Below are 14,463 nucleotides of genomic sequence, written 5' to 3' on the forward strand. Positions count from 1 at the left end.
CGTCCCCCCTTTCTATTTTAAATCGTCACCTAGCACTGCCCGGATATAAAGTTCCGGATCTGCCAGCGTTTGTGCAGCATCCTGGATATACGGTGCAAGGAATTCCGCACCGACTCCCATTCCAACTACCAGCATCGCAAGCAACACAAGCGGCAGGCCGAGCGACTTGTCAAAATGTTTCTGTTCATCCTCACTGATCGTTGTCTCACCCCAAAAACTATTGAGGAATATACGAAGCAGTGAATATAGCACACCTATACCCGACAGGAACGCAGCGGTAAGAAGCACATACTCCTTCGCCTCTATTGCCCCTAATCCAATATAGACTTTCCCAATAAATCCGCTTAATGGTGGAATTCCAGCAACCGCAAGCATTGTCAAGAAAAACAACCAGCCAACAAGCGGGTAATTTCGAATCAGTCCGCTGATTTCATGGAACTTCACACGTCCTGTTAAATAGACAACTGTCCCCGCCAATAAAAACAGCAGCGCTTTGCTGACCATATCGTGAATCAAATAGTAGCTCGCTCCCTGGAACGAAGCAGTCGTAGAAATCGCCAACCCCGTCAGCACGAAGCCAACAGAAATGATGACATTGTATGAGACGATCTGCCGGATATCCGAATACGCAACCGCCCCTAAGCAGCCGCCAAGCATCGTAATAACTGCCAGCACGCCAATGATCTGGAAAACCAATGGATCATGAACAAAAATCAATGTAAACATCCTGTACAGAGCATATATACCGACCTTCGTCAGCAAAGCACCGAACAAAGCAGCTACTGCTGTAGGCGGTGCAGAGTAAGAACCGGGAAGCCAGAAATATAACAGCAGCCCCGCTTTCAAGCTGAAGACTAGCAAAAAGATGATACTGATCAGCGTCAGCAACGGACCCTGGCCAGCTTCTGTTACACGCACAGCAATATGTGCCATATTCAACGTGCCAAGCGCGCCATACAAATAGGCAATGCCCAATAAAAAGAACCAAGAAGCCAGCACATTGATCAGTACATATGTAATGCCTTCCTTTAACTGCATCTTCCGTCCACCCAGTGTTAGCAAAACGTACGAAGCAAGTAGCATCACTTCAAAGCACACGAACAAGTTAAATAAATCACCTGTCAGAAACGAACCGTTGACACCAGCCACTAAAAACAAGAAAAACGGATAGAAGAACATTTCTTCTGTTTGTAAACCTGTTGTGCCAAACGCATAAATCAGTATAATACTCGAGACTACACAGGCAGCCAGGACCAACAACATGGCAAACGAATCGCCGACAAATAGAATCCCATGCGGCGGAAGCCAGTTTCCAAAATCTAGCCGCATGATACCTGTACGGCGAATATGTTCCAAACAATAGGCAGCGATTCCGGCAGAAGCGAGCAGCGTAACTAAACTTAATCCACGCTGAAGCCGGATATACGGTCGTAAAAACACCAATAGCACGCCCATCAAAACAGGCAGGATCATTGGCAGCACTACTAAATTATTCATCCTGCTGCCCTCGCAATTCTGATCCACGGCCCGATTCCTGATAGACACGATAGGATAGTACTAATAAAAAAGCCGTTACAGCAAAGCTGATAACAATCGCCGTCAATATTAACGCTTGCGGCAGCGCATCTGTATACTCTGCTGCCCCTTCCTGAAGCAACGGGACATCACCTTTTTTCAGGCCGCCCATTGTCAGCAATAACAGGTGGATCGCATGGGATAGAATCGCCGTGCCGAGAATTATCCGCAGCATTTCTTTCGACAGGAGCAAATAGACCCCCACCGCCACCAATACACCAACCAGAAGGGTAATTAATGTCTCCATTACTCCACATCCTCACTGATCCCTAAAATAATCGTTACAACGGTTCCTAGCACCGTCAGCGCGACGCCTGCTTCGAAGATTGTCATGGTACCGATTTCCGTTGCACCAAAAACAGGCAAATCCACTACCCGTGTCGCCTGCGATAAAAAAGGTACATGAAACACGATAGACAAAACACCAGTGCCGACAGCCAATAAAACACCTAGCGCCGCTACACGTTTAAAGTCAAAAGGCGTCCCACGGTGAACCGTTTCGATATCGTACACCAAATACAGCAGCACGAATGCCGAAGAAAGTACTAAACCGCCGATAAAGCCGCCGCCTGGATTATTATGTCCAGATATAAACAGCTCGACACCGAACGTCAAAATAATAAAGAATACAATTTTGGTCACGGTCTGCAAGATCACATCATTTTTCTTCAGACTGATCCGCTCCCTTCTTACGACGCAGCTTCACTAATGAAAAGACCCCAAGTCCGGCGATAAAAAGAACCAAGACTTCAAGCATCGTATCAAACGCACGGAAATCACCTAGTATCGTGTTGACAACATTCATTCCGCCAGCTAGACGTGATGCTGTTTCATAGTAAATTGAGATGGACGGATACAATGAATGCCCCTGCACTAATAGCGCTACTACCGTCACAGCAATCCCTGAAGCTGCCGCGATCAATCCATTACGCCATTTCATTGAGTTAGATTTATATTCAGTACGCCATTCCGGCAAGTAGTAGAAACACAGCAAAAACAAGACAGTCGTCACCGTTTCCACAATAATCTGTGTAAGTGCCAGATCGGGTGCACGGAACACGACAAATAAAATCGCAATTGAGTATCCAAGCACGCCATTCAAAATGATGGCTGTAATCCGGGAACGCGCAAATAAAATTGCGATACTTGAGCACATCATCACAAAAACAATCAAGCCTTCATTGATTTCAACCGGTGCGTCGTTTGAGAAGTCAAAGATAAACTGCTGAAATCCAACCAGCCCAATCCCAATGAATGCAATGAAGATCAGCATAATATAGGCGACATAATCACGGACAGAACCTGTCATATAGGTTCTCGTAACAAGTGTACCGACTCTCTCTCCAAAAGTCAGAAATGCATTATAGAGCCTGTCGAGAGTCCATTGCAGCATCCCTAACCGATAGACACCTTTCCAGTAGTCGAGGAAATAATAGAGTAAAATACCCGCTATAATCACACCTAGCGTCATGAATACCGGCATATTCCATCCATGCCAGACATGAATTTCAGGCACCAGTCCTTCAATCGTTCTGAACTGCGGATACACAGCAGACATCGCCGGCCCTAAAATATAAGTGCCAAGGATATTCGGGAAGAAGAAAATCAGTACGACCAGACTTGCAAGAACAAGCGGTGCAATAAGCATTTTAATTGGCGCTTCATGTGCGGGACGTTGCCCTGGAAACGGCTCCGGTACTTTCCCAAGAAATGATTGGAAGACAATGACCATACAGTAGATGAACGTAAAGATACTGCCAACCCACGCGACAATCGGGAAGAGTAGAGCCAGAGAGTCGAGCGTCAGTAAATTTGCATCTTGAAGAGACAGCATCGCTTCAAAAAATAATTCCTTACTCAAAAAACCGTTAAACGGTGGAAGACCTGCCATAGAAAAACTGCCGATCAATGCGATTGAGAACGTAATCGGCATAATAGTCGCAAGCCCGCCTAATCTTCGAATATTCCGCGTACCGAGCTGATGGTCTAAAATCCCGACAACCATAAACAGTGAACCTTTAAAGGTCGAGTGATTTATTAAATGAAACAAAGCGGCAAATGTGGCGGCCGTGAACAATGCGGTATGTGCACTTTCAGAAGACGCAAATGCAAGCGATCCAACACCGAGCAAACTCATGATCATCCCAAGCTGACTCACCGTTGAGAAGGCGAGCAGCGCTTTAAGATCCGTTTGCTTTACGGCATTCACTGATCCCCACAGCATCGTCAGCAGACCGACACCCGAAACCACATAGAACCATATTGCATCACCTGCAAATACCGGCGTAAAACGGGCAACCAGATAAATCCCCGCTTTCACCATTGTTGCTGAATGTAAATAAGCACTGACTGGCGTCGGGGCTTCCATCGCATCCGGCAGCCATATATGAAAAGGAAACTGCGCAGATTTCGTGAAAGCTCCGAGCAATACGAGGAGCATAGCCGGAATAAACAAAGAATCCCCAGAAACGATCTCCCTCATCGCAATTATTTCACGCAGGCTGAATGTTTCGGTCATTGAATACAGCATCAAAAATCCTGCCAGCATGAAAAGACCGCCTGTCACGGTGATCAGCATCGATTTCTTAGCACCATATCTAGATTGCTTCCGGTGATACCAGAATGCAATCAGCAAGAATGACGATATACTCGTCAATTCCCAAAACACATACAGTACAATCAAGTTATCGGATAATACTACACCGAGCATCGCACCCATAAATAGCAGTAAATATGTATAAAAGCGACCGATCGCTTCCCGTTCAGACAGATAATATATCGAATAAAAGACAACAAGACTTCCTATGCCTGTTATGAGCAATGCAAAAATCATACTTAATCCATCTAAATAAGTTGAAAAATAGACACCTGCTGAAGGTATCCAAGGGAAAGTATATTGATAAACAGCATCATCTGAAAGTGAAGGTACTAAACGTAGAAGTAAGATGAAAAGAAACAGTGGAACCGTCATCACAAACCAGCCAATTCGTCGGCCCGTCAAAAACCTATGTATCAATGGTACTAGGCATGCTGCGATAAACGGCAGAAAAATTGCCAGCAAGACGGTAATCAACCTTACACCTCCCAGAAAAATTCAATATAAGACACTGCACCCTCTTGACTGAACATCATACGTTATGCATAATGAGACTCTAAGAAGAGAGTGCATTCACTACTAAAAAGTATACACTACTTTCTCACAAATCGCATACAATGCGTGGTGAGCCATCTGTGGACATCTGGACTAAACTGTACAATGATGTATGCTCAACAGTCTTATTGAATATGAAGAGGTGAAGAGTCATTATGGGCAAAATGAAAAGCCGTATGGACGAGAGTATTCTCGTTTGTGTGTATTACGGTCCAAATGGTGAACGTCTCATTAAAAGAGGATATAAAATCGCGGCAATTATGGATTGTCCGCTGTACATCTTAACCGTCGATGCTGCACCTCTTGACGAGTTCAACGCAGATAAATCAGATTATATTGATCGCTGGAAAGAGCTTGCGGAAGAACTTGATGTCGAAGCATTCATCATACGCGACGATGAAAAGCGGCCGACCGCCAAAGTCATCAAAGAAGTTGCACACCAGTACGGAATCACACAAATTATCATTGGCCAGACAGCGCAAAGCCGCTGGGAAGAAATCACGAAAGGTTCTTTTATGAACGTCTTGCTACGTGAAATTTCTTTCGTCGACTTCCATGTCGTTTCTGTCGAGCGAGCCATCAAAAGTGAAGTCGAAGGGTCATTTGAAAAAGGAGTACGCGCCTATCTGACCTCAGATGGCGACGGATACCGCATCAATTTCACCTTATCCAAACATGTACAATATGAAGGGATCTTCTTCAAAGAAATCGGTACTGACTTCAACAACGGCATTTTCAAATTCATGCAAAACAACAAAATCTGCCAAGTCCAGATCGAAGATGACCATGTCGTCGAGCCAAATAAAATACAGTGCAAAACCCACGACTAATATCAAATAGCCTGCAGGAGCATCTAAGCTTCTGCAGGCTTTTTTGCCGATACCGTGGCGATACCGCCGTACCGCCGCGCCAAAACAGCAGTTAACGATCCAATAACTAGTAACGGCGAACCAAACAAGCAAAGGAACGCACATTAACACTTGCTGAACGAGCCAAAAGTCTCTTTAACCGAACCAAAGCCCCGAATGAACGAACATTTAGTTTCTCCAAATAAAAAACGGCACAGGATATCTCAAACTCAGACATCCTGCACCGTCAGCTTCACTTATTCGGAAAGCTCTTCCCCGACAATCTTTACTTCCATCTCAAGATCTATCCCGAAATTCTTCTTCACTTCTTCTTTCACCATTTCAATAGTCTGGATATAATCCGCTGCCGTGGCATCTTTTTTATTGACGATAAATCCGGCATGTTTCGTTGATACTTCCGCGCCGCCAAAACCTTTGCCCTGCAAACCGCTATCCTGAATTAATTTCCCTGCAAAATACCCCGGTGGTCGTTTGAATACACTTCCTGCAGAGGGATATTCTAATGGCTGCTTTGATTCCCGCTGGAACGTCAAATCTGCCACAGTCGAATCAATATCCTGCTGGACACCCGGTGTTAACTCGAACTCAGCAGACAGGACATAATAGCCCTCTTCGGTGATGATACTCTTTCGATACCCTAGCTCCAATTCTTCTTTCGACAGCACAAATATTTCGCCAGCATGGTTCATCACAGTCGCTTGCGTAATGATGTCCTTAATTTCTCCTCCATACGCACCAGCATTCATAGCCATAGCACCACCAATTGATCCCGGGATTCCACAGGCAAACTCCAAACCTGACAGGCACGCCTTGGCCGCTTCTTTTGAGGCATCAATAATATGCGCACCTGCCTCTGCGATCATCGTGTTTCCCTTAATTTCAATCTTATTGAAATTGGCCATGTACAAAACGATTCCGCGTACGCCACCATCGCGAACGACCATATTCGAACCATTGCCAAGTAATAAAATAGGTATATTGTTTTCGTATCCATAGGTTACAGTTGCTTGCACTTCTTCTATAGTGGCAGGCGCCACGACTACATCCGCCTTGCCGCCTAAACGAGTTTTAGTGTATTTATTCAGTGGTTCATCCAGCAATAACCAGCCGTCCTTAATTTTCATTTGAAGGTCTTCAAACCAGCGATGTTTTGACATCTTTACCCAGTCCTTTCAATTTACCTGCTTCCCCTTACAGGAAAACAATCTTATCCCTCTATTAGTATGCTTGCAATCGAGATTTTTGACAAGGAATTTCATTTTGACTTTTGACCGATTTTCCATTAGAGTTTACATAACTTAAGACCACAGGAGGAGTGTAAGTGAATACGTCTAAAATCAATCATGCCACCTCAACTATCGGTTTTTCAGTTCCGCATATGATGGTATCTACCGTCACCGGTATTTTTAAGGAGTTTACTGGTACAGTAGAGGGCAATCCGGCAGATTTAGCGAAAAGTTCGGTTCAGTTCCAAGTTTCCGTCGCGTCGATTGATACAGACAATAGAGATCGAGATATTCACCTATGCTCAAAAGATTTTTTTGACACAGAAGCTTTCCCTTTCATGACATTCATCTCACGCTCTATTTATTGGATGGAGCAAGAAGGGATGTACCGAATGAACGGCGACCTGACCCTCAAGCAGACGACAAAAAGAGTGATGTTTTGTGTTACCCCCATCGATTCCGAGAACTTCGAATTTCGTTATGAAGTCGTGGCCAGGATCAAGCGCAAGGAGTTCGGACTGACTTGGAATCAAGCAATAGAGGCCGGCGGTGTCATGGTTGGAGAAACAATCGACATTCAACTGAAAATTTCCGTAGAGATGAACGGTTCTGATTAACTTTATGCCACACGAAACAGCAGCCAACGTGAAGTTGACTGCTGTTTTGTTTATTTATTAGACGTTACAAGATCCATCATCGCACTGGCCTCCGCCGACTCCACCAAGTACTTGCAATGAAGGCTGAATCCCTTCTTCTTTTGCAATTTTCTCAAGTGCCTCTACAAACGCCTCGGTTGGTTGAGCTCCGGAAATTGCATATTTTCTATTGATCACGAAGAATGGCACACCCTGTACCCCTATTTCACGCGCTTCATCAATATCTTCCTGTACCTGCTCTGCGAAGTCATCGCTGTTTAGCATCGCTTTAGTCTGTTCTGCATCCAAACCAACTTCTTTCGCAATCGCAAGCAGTACTTCTTCCGTATCAATTCGCTCACCTTCAACAAAATAACCGTGCAGCAAACGCTCTGTTATCTGCGACTCTTTGCCATGCAGCTTAGCAAATTTAGCCAAGCGATGTGCATCCATCGTGTTAGATGTCTTCATTTTATCGACTTGATAATGAAGTCCCACTGTTTTTGCCTGTTCTTCAATATTCTTCATCATGTTTTCTGCTTCTGCCAGGCTTACGCTATATTTTGCAGCCAATCCTTCCAGTAAAGACAGATCAGAAGCGATCGGCGTATTAGGATCGAGCTGGTAAGCTTTATACTCCACCTCAGCTTTTCCTTTTAATCCTGATTGTTTCAGGCCATCCTCCAAACGTCTTTTTCCGATGTAGCAAAACGGACATACATAATCTGACCACACTTCAATTTTCATTTATTCCTCCACCTTCCTATATTCTATTTTAGATTCAAGAAAACTTGGCAACAATATAAATGCTTGGAAACCTAGAATTTATAGAATGAGGTGTCGGAATGAATGAATCATTATGGCTAGCTACCGCTTATCCGCAAGAAAAGTATCCTGTCATAGAAGACAATCTCTCGTGCGAAGTATTAATTATTGGCGGAGGTTTAAGCGGAATTGCCAATGCGTATTTCTTGGCGAAGCAAGGGAAAGACGTAGTATTACTGGAAAAGAACAGTATTTTACATGGGGCGACCGGTAACTCTACCGGCAAACTGACCTCACAACACGACTTGGTTTACGCCGATTTGATTGAGCAATTTGATTTGGAAAGCGCAAAACAGTATTTCAACGCCAATGAACATGCATTACACCTCGCTCGGTCCTTCGCCGATCCAGAACAATTGCAGACCGCTCATTCTGTTCTTTATTCGCAGACAGCAGAAGGAACCGAGAAATTGATGCGCGAGAAAAAAGCGTATGAGGAAATAGGAATACCTTTCAAACTGGGAGGCAAAGCAGCCGATTTGCCATTTGACACAGCAAACACCTTGATAGTAGAAGATGAAGCTCAAATTCATCCAGTACGTTTCGGACAAAAAATGGCACAGCTTGCAGTGCAGGCTGGCGCCCGAATCTTTGAACACGCGCAAGTTGCTGCTCTCAATACAGACCATCATTACGTCAAACTGTCATCTGAAAAAGAAGTACGCTACCGACAGCTGGTTATCTGCTCGCATTACCCCATTGAAGCACTTAAAGGGATGCAGATTCTGAAGCTAGATGTTGAACGATCCTATATTGCAGCAGCAAAAACAGACAACCCTTTCACTCACCAATACATTTCCACAGATAACCCGAAGCGTTCGATTCGCACAGCAATCATTGACAAACAACCCTATCTGCTGCTGTGTGCAGAATCCCATCCCGCAGGCACGGAGAAAGATACGCAGATCCATTATGACCGTATCGCTGAGGATTTGAAGTCAACGTTCGAACATCCTGACATCATGTATAAGTGGTCTGCGCAAGATCCTTCTACACCTGATCTTGTACCCTATGCAGGTGCCATTTCAGAATCTCTGTCCAATGTCTTTATTAGTACAGGATACAGGAAATGGGGGCTTACCAACTCCATAGCAAGTGCACAGATTATCACAGATACTATTTTAGGAAAAGAAAATCCGGCAGCTGCACTTTATTCTCCGGGACGTACGGACTTTGGCGCTTTATTCAGCCGGGCCCTGATGCTCACCGGACGCACAGTCAAGGAGTTCACGGGCGGTCATATTGCACGAACAGATTCACCAATCTGCACACATATGGGCTGCCGCACACGCTGGAATAAAGGGGATCAGACTTGGGACTGTCCTTGCCACGGCTCTCGATTCCGAGCAGATGGAACAGTACTAGAAGGCCCCGCTACCCAACCTCTTAATTTAGGATAAAAAAGACTGCATGGGGACAGTTTTACCGTTCTCCCATGCAGTCTTTTCTTTATGAAAGTGCTTCAGTTAATACTGGCACAATTTGTTTTTTACGTGACACAATGCCTTTCAACAAAGCGGAGTTATTATGGAACGATACGTTAAACGCAGATCCTGCGCGTTCCGCTTCTTCGCCTAATGCGATGATAACCGAATCACTATTAATGATATCCGTCACAACGAATAGGAATAAATCCAGGTTCTTCTGTTCGATCACTTGTAAAAGCAATTCTTCGAGTTCTGCCTGACGTCCCAGAATGTCCTGCAGATCTACCGCATTGACTTGTGCAATTTCCATTTTGATATCGCCGAATGAAAATTCTTTTGCATCCAGGCTAACTAATTCGCTAATAGGCGTCGCACTAAGATCTGCTCCCGCTTTCAGCATAGCCAGTCCGTATTCAGCCGCATTGACTTCAGCAATCGCAGTCAATTCATCAGCTGCCGCTTGATCCTGCGCCGTAAATGTTGGCGATTTGAATAATAATGAATCGGAAACAATAGCAGAAAGCATAAGACCAGCAATATTCTTAGGAATCTCTACTCCGTGTTCCTTAAATAATTTATTCAGGATAGTTGCTGTACAGCCTACAGGCTCGGCACGGTAATATAATGGATCATTCGTCTGGAAGTTTGCGATACGGTGGTGATCAATAACCTCCGTAACTTGTACCTCGTCCAGATCATCTACACTTTGCTGTTTTTCATTGTGGTCTACTAGGATCACTTGTGATACTTCCGGGGATGCTTTTTCAATCAGGCGCGGCGCTTCGAAACCAAATGTTTCTAGGGCATATGCCGTTTCTTTTGAAATGTTTCCTAAGCGTACCGCTTCTGCATCCACGCCAATCTGCTGCTTCAGATATGCATACGCAATAGCAGATGCAATTGAATCTGTGTCCGGGTTTTTATGCCCGATGACCAATACTTTTGACATGCCTAAATTCCTCCTATTACATTCAGTTCTTCTAAATCGAATACCTATATTCTACCACATTACTCAGGATTGACTAGTGGGAAATAATAACGCATGGATTTCATCTTTATTATGAAGAAAATCCGCGATGGTGTAACCATCAAGCACAGTAAAATACGCTTGCAACGCTTCATATAATACACTTTTCAACCGACAGGCTGACGATAAGACACAAAGATTTTTATTTGGATCAAAACATTCGACCAGATGAAAATCGTCTTCCGTTTTACGTACGAGCTTGCCGACATTAATATCCTTCGGGTCAACGCTGAGACGAATGCCTCCGCCTCTTCCACGAGTCGTCTCAATCAATTGAAGCTTCCCTAACTCATGAACAATTTTGGTGAGGTGATTTTTAGAGATTCGATAAGCATCCGAGATTTCTTGAACGGTTGATAGTTCGTCGGGTTGCTTGGAAGCTAGAAAAATCAGTACACGCAGCGAGTAATCAGTATACATTGTTAAACGCATAGTATCACCACTTCCATTTCTCTTTTCAGTATAACATTTAGAAATGAAAATTCCTTATTCCACAACTGGCCTTCTTCAAGAATAAAATGACAGATTATTGAATGAACTGTGTCAAAATCTTGTACTTTATTTAAAGATGTATTTTTTATATATCTTTAAAGCGAATAATGTTTTATGATGAGGATATCAAATCCAGAAAGGTTGTGCATTACCCATGTTAGATCAAAAAACTATCGATATTATCAAATCTACAGTACCTGTTCTTGAGCAGCACGGTAAAACAATTACAACGGTTTTCTATAGAAATATGTTTGAGGCACACCCAGAACTACTAGATATATTCAATCACGCAAATCAGTCACAGGGACGTCAGCAGACGGCACTTGCAAATACAGTATACGCAGCAGCACAGCATATCGACAATCTCGGCGCGATTTTGCCGGCAGTTGTACAAATTGCACACAAGCACGTATCTTTAGGAATCAAGCCTGAACATTATCCTATCGTAGGAGAGCATTTATTAGGCGCGATCAAAGAAGTTCTTGGTGACGCGGCAACTCCAGAAATCATCGACGCATGGGCAGCGGCTTACGGCATAATTGCAGATGCATTCATCGGTGTCGAAGCAGAAATGTACGACAATAATGAAAATGCAGACGGCGGCTGGAAAATGTTCAAGGATTTTGAAATCGTGGACAAAGTAGAGGAAAGCGACATTATCACTTCCTTCTATCTAAAGCCTGTTGACGGCAAGAAATTACCATACTACTTGCCAGGTCAGTACATCACAATCCGTACATCCATTCCAGGCGCAAAAAACATTGTCAACCGTCAGTACAGTCTGTCTCAGAAATCAAATGACGAGACATTCCGTATTTCTGTAAAACGTGAAGACACATTGCAGCCAAACGGCGTTGTGTCTTGCTACTTGCACAACGAAGCATCTGTTGGCGATATTATTGAAGTCAGTGCACCAGCAGGGGATTTCTATATGGAGGCTACAGGCACAACACCAGTTACATTAATCAGTGGCGGTGTCGGTATTACGCCAATGAAAGCTATGTATTCAACAATTGCAGACGTGTCTCCAGAGCGCGAAGTTGCATTCTTGCACTCTGCACGCACTCGCAACCAGCAGGCATTTGCGAAGAAGCTGGAGCAGTTGAACGCGAAATTGCCTAACTCAACGTATAAAGCTCTTTATTCAGAAGAGGGAGACGGCATGTTCACGCGTGAGTTCCTTCAAGAGAATGTCATCGCAGGCAGCGACGTGTATATATGCGGACCTACAGGCTTCATGGAGTTCGTCATCCAGCAGCTTCTTGCAATCGGCGTACCGGAAGACAAAGTACACTACGAGTTCTTCGGACCAGCAGTACAGCTTGAATTAGCAACAGTTTAATAAGACAAGCAAAAGCCCGCGATTCATTTCGCGGGCTTTTTTGTATAGTGTTTAAAAGATTACTTTGGGTTGCAGTTTGGGATTTGCGCTTCAGCCGGTACGCTTTCCCGAGGCGACTCCCGGAGGCTCAAGCCACGCCCTCAGGAAAGCGTCCGTCTGAAACGCAGGGAAACGGTATCCTACCACTTACAAACTTTTCTTTGCCATACCAAACGAAGCAACAATCAATGCCCCCACCAAGAACAATCCTAGATAACCGACGAGCGGGTAGAAGTATCTTACTAGATTTGTGAAGCCGAAGAAGCTTAGGCCGTAGCCGATGAGCAGTGCGAATGCGACGAACCATCTGAACTTTGTTGTTCCGCTCTCAATAAACCGTGCACCAAAAGCGTAGAACATGCTGACGGCCGTGTTGAAAATCATGCCGTACAACACAAGCGACATGAAGATCGCAAACACCGGCGAAATATCATTAATGATGGCAAGCATCGGCATTTCCGTCCCCGCCACTGTATCCACCTTCGAAAAAATCGCCAGATGACTCAGCAAAATTAAAACACCTAAACCCAAGCCACCGACAAAACCGCCCCAGCCCGCAATCCGTTCATTTTTTTCTGCTCCGCCCATGACAATCGCCATCGAAGCACCGAGTGCGATATTGAACGATACATAATTAGCGGCAGACAGAAACCAGTTCGGCAATGTAGTCGGCACTGCCTGCGCCACAGGATCCAGCACGGCGAATGTCGTATCCATCGTCACCAGACAATAAACAGATACACCGATCACTGTGATGATCAGAAATGGTGTAATGCTGCCAATCACCGCCACCACTTTATCCACATCAAGCAGCATCGTTAAAAACACCAGTACTATCATCAATAAACTGCCTACAAATGAAGGCAACTCGAATTGCTGCTGCAGATTGGCCCCTGCTCCTGCAAGCATGACGACACCTACACCGAACAGTGTGAAAATAATAATCGCATCTACTACTGCACCTAAATAGCGTCCGCTGATTTTATATATTACATCTTTATGAGAATTGGTATGCATGCGGCTCCCTAAGCGTGTCAGCGTCATGCCCAAATAGGCGAACAACGCTGTACAGACAATCGCACCCGCTATTCCCCACAGGCCAAAGCTCGTAAAATAAGTCATGATTTCATTTCCGGAAGCAAATCCTGCCCCGACAATAATGCCAATAAAGGCGCTTGCCATCTTTAATACGTCTTTCATAGTATTCCTATCCCTCTCTAAATTGGTCTTCCTGTATAATTTATTTCCTGTATTTCGAGACGAATGGGTTATCTTTTTCATAAAATCGCCACGGATAATGAACGGCTTCACCGGAGTTTCCGATGCCGACACGGGGACTGGTCTCCACTTCATTCATCGCTAGCCCTTCCGCGATATACAACGGTTTTTCTGCCCAGTTATGACCATAATATTTCATAGTGACCCCAAGCGCTTTGGACAGCTTGCCGGGGCCGTTGGTCAGATCAGCTATCTTCTTAATATGACTTCCCCGGTTTTCCTGCATCTGTTCCAGTCCTTCTACCGGCTCTCCTGCCCGCAGAAGTACGGCATGAGGAGTTCCTTCAGCGGCAGCGACTACGTTCATCAGGACATGTGTATGCATCTGGTATGTATATACCGATCCAGCTTCTCCAAACATCACTTCTGTTCGTTTAGTGGGGCGGTTGCTGAAACTGTGAGCTGCGCGATCTTCCGGTCCATGATATGCTTCCGTTTCCACAATACGAACCGCCAGCAAACCCTCTGGACTTTCATGAACAATATATTTGCCGACTAAACTGTGGGCAAGTTGCAGTACCGGTTCCTGAAAAAAAGACGGATCGATTGGTTCATACATAGTATCTTCTCCTTTTTC

General features: G+C 44.6%; 14 protein-coding genes. 4 read left to right on the plus strand and 10 right to left on the minus strand.

Annotation, left to right across the window (positions count from 1 at the left end):
- Positions 1 to 12: 12 nt before the first annotated feature.
- From Q1J64_RS07905 to Q1J64_RS07920, 4 genes are read right to left on the minus strand one after another with little or no spacing between them, the layout of a single operon-like run.
- Complete coding sequence (locus Q1J64_RS07905) at positions 13 to 1,497, minus strand: Na+/H+ antiporter subunit D (RefSeq protein ID WP_301108529.1); 1,485 nt, start codon at positions 1,495 to 1,497, stop codon at positions 13 to 15.
- Positions 1,490 to 1,822 (minus strand): Na(+)/H(+) antiporter subunit C, encoded by a 333-nt coding sequence (locus Q1J64_RS07910; RefSeq protein WP_301108530.1) that lies wholly within the window; start codon positions 1,820 to 1,822, stop codon positions 1,490 to 1,492. Before Q1J64_RS07910 ends, Q1J64_RS07905 begins: the two co-directional genes overlap by 8 nt.
- Positions 1,822 to 2,247 carry a Na(+)/H(+) antiporter subunit B gene (locus Q1J64_RS07915; protein WP_301108605.1) on the minus strand — a complete coding sequence of 142 codons (426 nt, stop codon included), beginning with the start codon at positions 2,245 to 2,247 and terminating at the stop codon, positions 1,822 to 1,824. Before Q1J64_RS07915 ends, Q1J64_RS07910 begins: the two co-directional genes overlap by 1 nt.
- Positions 2,234 to 4,648 (minus strand): Na+/H+ antiporter subunit A, encoded by a 2,415-nt coding sequence (locus Q1J64_RS07920; protein WP_301108531.1) that lies wholly within the window; start codon positions 4,646 to 4,648, stop codon positions 2,234 to 2,236. The genes Q1J64_RS07915 and Q1J64_RS07920 overlap by 14 nt, the downstream gene beginning before the upstream one ends.
- Before the next feature lie 233 nt (positions 4,649 to 4,881).
- Between Q1J64_RS07920 and Q1J64_RS07925 the strand changes: the two genes are divergently transcribed.
- Positions 4,882 to 5,556: an adenine nucleotide alpha hydrolase family protein gene (locus Q1J64_RS07925; protein WP_301108532.1), complete on the plus strand. Its 675-nt coding sequence runs from the start codon at positions 4,882 to 4,884 to the stop codon at positions 5,554 to 5,556.
- A gap of 275 nt (positions 5,557 to 5,831) precedes the next feature.
- Here the strand turns inward: Q1J64_RS07925 and murB are convergent, their stop codons facing one another.
- On the minus strand, positions 5,832 to 6,752 hold the full coding sequence (murB, locus tag Q1J64_RS07930; RefSeq protein WP_301108533.1) for a UDP-N-acetylmuramate dehydrogenase: 921 nt from the start codon (positions 6,750 to 6,752) through the stop codon (positions 5,832 to 5,834).
- 164 nt (positions 6,753 to 6,916) lie between these two features.
- Here murB and Q1J64_RS07935 point away from each other — a divergent pair, with 164 nt between their 5' ends.
- Positions 6,917 to 7,438, plus strand: a complete 522-nt coding sequence (locus Q1J64_RS07935) for a YceI family protein (RefSeq protein ID WP_301108534.1) — start codon at positions 6,917 to 6,919, stop codon at positions 7,436 to 7,438.
- A 57-nt stretch (positions 7,439 to 7,495) separates the two neighbouring features.
- Here Q1J64_RS07935 and Q1J64_RS07940 read toward each other — a convergent pair whose 3' ends face one another.
- Complete coding sequence (locus Q1J64_RS07940; RefSeq protein WP_301108535.1) at positions 7,496 to 8,203, minus strand: DsbA family oxidoreductase; 708 nt, start codon at positions 8,201 to 8,203, stop codon at positions 7,496 to 7,498.
- A gap of 98 nt (positions 8,204 to 8,301) precedes the next feature.
- On the opposite strand from Q1J64_RS07940, the gene Q1J64_RS07945 reads away from it, so the two are divergent.
- Positions 8,302 to 9,681: an FAD-dependent oxidoreductase gene (locus Q1J64_RS07945; protein WP_301108536.1), complete on the plus strand. Its 1,380-nt coding sequence runs from the start codon at positions 8,302 to 8,304 to the stop codon at positions 9,679 to 9,681.
- 49 nt (positions 9,682 to 9,730) lie between these two features.
- Here Q1J64_RS07945 and Q1J64_RS07950 read toward each other — a convergent pair whose 3' ends face one another.
- The gene (locus Q1J64_RS07950) at positions 9,731 to 10,657 is read right to left on the minus strand and encodes a manganese-dependent inorganic pyrophosphatase (RefSeq protein ID WP_301108537.1); all 927 of its coding nucleotides are present in this window, start codon (positions 10,655 to 10,657) and stop codon (positions 9,731 to 9,733) included.
- A 63-nt stretch (positions 10,658 to 10,720) separates the two neighbouring features.
- Positions 10,721 to 11,167 (minus strand): RrF2 family transcriptional regulator, encoded by a 447-nt coding sequence (locus Q1J64_RS07955; protein WP_301108538.1) that lies wholly within the window; start codon positions 11,165 to 11,167, stop codon positions 10,721 to 10,723.
- A gap of 190 nt (positions 11,168 to 11,357) precedes the next feature.
- Here Q1J64_RS07955 and hmpA point away from each other — a divergent pair, with 190 nt between their 5' ends.
- Complete coding sequence (hmpA, locus tag Q1J64_RS07960) at positions 11,358 to 12,569, plus strand: NO-inducible flavohemoprotein (RefSeq protein WP_301108606.1); 1,212 nt, start codon at positions 11,358 to 11,360, stop codon at positions 12,567 to 12,569.
- A 186-nt stretch (positions 12,570 to 12,755) separates the two neighbouring features.
- Here hmpA and Q1J64_RS07965 read toward each other — a convergent pair whose 3' ends face one another.
- Together Q1J64_RS07965 and Q1J64_RS07970 are read right to left on the minus strand one after the other, a co-directional pair.
- The gene (locus Q1J64_RS07965) at positions 12,756 to 13,808 is read right to left on the minus strand and encodes a YkvI family membrane protein (RefSeq protein WP_301108539.1); all 1,053 of its coding nucleotides are present in this window, start codon (positions 13,806 to 13,808) and stop codon (positions 12,756 to 12,758) included.
- A gap of 40 nt (positions 13,809 to 13,848) precedes the next feature.
- A complete protein-coding gene (locus Q1J64_RS07970) occupies positions 13,849 to 14,445 on the minus strand; it encodes a DNA-3-methyladenine glycosylase (protein WP_301108540.1) in 597 nt (198 codons plus the stop codon).
- Between the last annotated feature and the right edge of the window lie 18 nt (positions 14,446 to 14,463).

The sequence above is a fragment of the Sporosarcina sp. genome, from assembly GCF_029257255.1.
Classification (GTDB): domain Bacteria; phylum Bacillota; class Bacilli; order Bacillales_A; family Planococcaceae; genus Sporosarcina.

Bases quoted from the DNA above. Each gene is read 5' to 3' on its own strand.
- Q1J64_RS07970 (WP_301108540.1), bottom strand. From the start codon at position 14,445: ATGTATGAACCAATCGATCCGTCTTTTTTTCAGGAACCGGTACTGCAA.
- Q1J64_RS07945 (WP_301108536.1), top strand. From the start codon at position 8,302: ATGAATGAATCATTATGGCTAGCTACCGCTTATCCGCAAGAAAAGTAT.
- Q1J64_RS07910 (WP_301108530.1), bottom strand. From the start codon at position 1,822: ATGGAGACATTAATTACCCTTCTGGTTGGTGTATTGGTGGCGGTGGGG.
- Q1J64_RS07955 (WP_301108538.1), bottom strand. From the start codon at position 11,167: ATGCGTTTAACAATGTATACTGATTACTCGCTGCGTGTACTGATTTTT.
- Q1J64_RS07905 (WP_301108529.1), bottom strand. From the start codon at position 1,497: ATGAATAATTTAGTAGTGCTGCCAATGATCCTGCCTGTTTTGATGGGC.
- Q1J64_RS07925 (WP_301108532.1), top strand. From the start codon at position 4,882: ATGGGCAAAATGAAAAGCCGTATGGACGAGAGTATTCTCGTTTGTGTG.
- murB (WP_301108533.1), bottom strand. From the start codon at position 6,752: ATGTCAAAACATCGCTGGTTTGAAGACCTTCAAATGAAAATTAAGGAC.
- Q1J64_RS07950 (WP_301108537.1), bottom strand. From the start codon at position 10,657: ATGTCAAAAGTATTGGTCATCGGGCATAAAAACCCGGACACAGATTCA.
- Q1J64_RS07965 (WP_301108539.1), bottom strand. From the start codon at position 13,808: ATGAAAGACGTATTAAAGATGGCAAGCGCCTTTATTGGCATTATTGTC.
- Q1J64_RS07940 (WP_301108535.1), bottom strand. From the start codon at position 8,203: ATGAAAATTGAAGTGTGGTCAGATTATGTATGTCCGTTTTGCTACATC.